The organism is Protofrankia sp. CiP1_Cm_nod2, from assembly GCF_920664355.1.
Taxonomy (GTDB): domain Bacteria; phylum Actinomycetota; class Actinomycetes; order Frankiales; family Frankiaceae; genus Protofrankia.
In genome coordinates this window covers 8,942-10,409 of record NZ_CAKKTL010000200.1, presented here as the reverse complement: position 1 = coordinate 10,409, position 1,468 = coordinate 8,942, and the positions used below count along the sequence as shown (strand labels likewise).

General features: G+C 73.5%; 1 protein-coding gene and 2 pseudogenes. 1 reads left to right on the top strand and 2 read right to left on the bottom strand.

Going from position 1 to position 1,468, the window contains the following annotated elements; translation table 11 throughout:
* Window positions 1-254 (bottom strand): annotated as a pseudogene (locus tag NBW84_RS18865) (LytR C-terminal domain-containing protein); the annotation flags it as partial.
* Between the two features lie 8 nt (window positions 255-262).
* Window positions 263-688: a DUF3263 domain-containing protein gene (locus NBW84_RS18860; RefSeq protein WP_250286062.1), complete on the bottom strand. Its 426-nt coding sequence runs from the start codon at window positions 686-688 to the stop codon at window positions 263-265.
* A 292-nt stretch (window positions 689-980) separates the two neighbouring features.
* Between NBW84_RS18860 and NBW84_RS18855 the strand changes: the two are divergent.
* Window positions 981-1,248 (top strand): annotated as a pseudogene (locus NBW84_RS18855) (RNHCP domain-containing protein); the annotation flags it as partial.
* Window positions 1,249-1,468 lie beyond the last annotated feature (220 nt).

Sequence of the window (1,468 nt, the reverse complement as noted above, 5' to 3'; positions counted from 1 at the left end):
GGTGCCGCCGGCGCGGCCGTGGACGCACCGCCGACGGGCCGCGCGGCCCCGGCCGCGACCGTGGCCGGAGCCGGTGAAGCGGTCGCGGCCGCGGCCGCGGTGTCCGGCGAGGGGTCGTTGACCAGGTCGATGGCCAGGATGCAGCCGAGCACGGCGAGTACGGCGACGGCCCCGGCGACGATCCCGTGCAACCGGTCCCCCCGGCGCAGCCGCGGTGGCCGAGGAGGGGCCGCGGAGGAGATGGTCTCGGTCACCGCGGTGCTCAGATCTCGGCCGAGCCGGGGCGGCCGGTGTGGCCCGAGCGCGCTCGCCGGCGGGTTGCCCGCAGTCTGCGCAGCCGTCTGACCAGCATGGGGTCGGCGGCGAGCGCGGCCGGGGAGTCGATCAGGGCGTTCAGGATCTGGTAGTAGCGGGTCGCGGAGATACCGAACTCGGCGCGGATCGCGGTCTCCTTGGCGCCCGCGTACCGCCACCAGTGGTGCTCGAACTCCAGCACCCGGCGCTGGCGGTCATCGAGCGCGACCGCCGGGCCGGCCGTGTCTGGATCGTGCGCTGGTTGTGAATGGTGATCGGATGGTGTCGCCTGGTGGCCGGATTCCGGCGGGCCGGACGATGCGGGCGTCCGCACGGGATCGTGCGGGCCCTGGAAGGCCTGCGATTCGGGCGCCAGGACGTGAGCGGTGTTCACTTTGATGATCAACCTCCTCTGGCGGGGATCCGCGAATCACAGGAATGTGCTTCGCCGTCCACTATTTCAGAGGCTGGGTCCGACAACTTCGGCCGAGCCGGTCGACACGCGGGATCCTCCCTCGTCAGCCCCGCCTGCCTGGCACCGTATGAAGAAGATCACGCCTTCGGATGGAGCCGGTCATCGTCGCCGTCCGCGTGCCGCCCGTCCCATACTGTCATGCGGCCACTGCCGGGCACGTGGCCACTGCCGGGCACGCGGCCGCCGCCGGGCATGCGGTTACTGTCATGCGGTGACCCGTCGCTTCACCCGTACCGCCGAGGACTTCCACTGCCTTGCCTGCGGGACGCCGGTGCGCGGCGACGGCTACACCAACCACTGCCCGCGCTGCCTGTGGTCCCGGCACGTGGACGTCAACCCCGGTGACCGGGCCGCCGACTGCACGGGGCCGATGCGTCCGGTCGCGGTGGAGGTGCGCGCCGGGCGAACCGTCCTGCTCCACCGCTGCGAGACCTGCGGCCACCAGCAGCGGAACAGGACATCCCCGGCGGACGACCTCGAGGCGGTCATGCGGCTGTCGGCGCAGGGCGGCGTCCACGCCGGTGCCGCCCCGGACCGTGCCCCGCGAGGCGGGCGCGGACGGCCCGGCCGGCGCGGGCGGGCCGGGTCCCGGCAGGCGTACGAAGGGTACGGGTCGGGATACGAGGGGCACGGGTCGGGATACGAGGGGCACGGGTCCGGATACGAGGGGCACGGGTCGGGATACGAGGGGCACGGGTC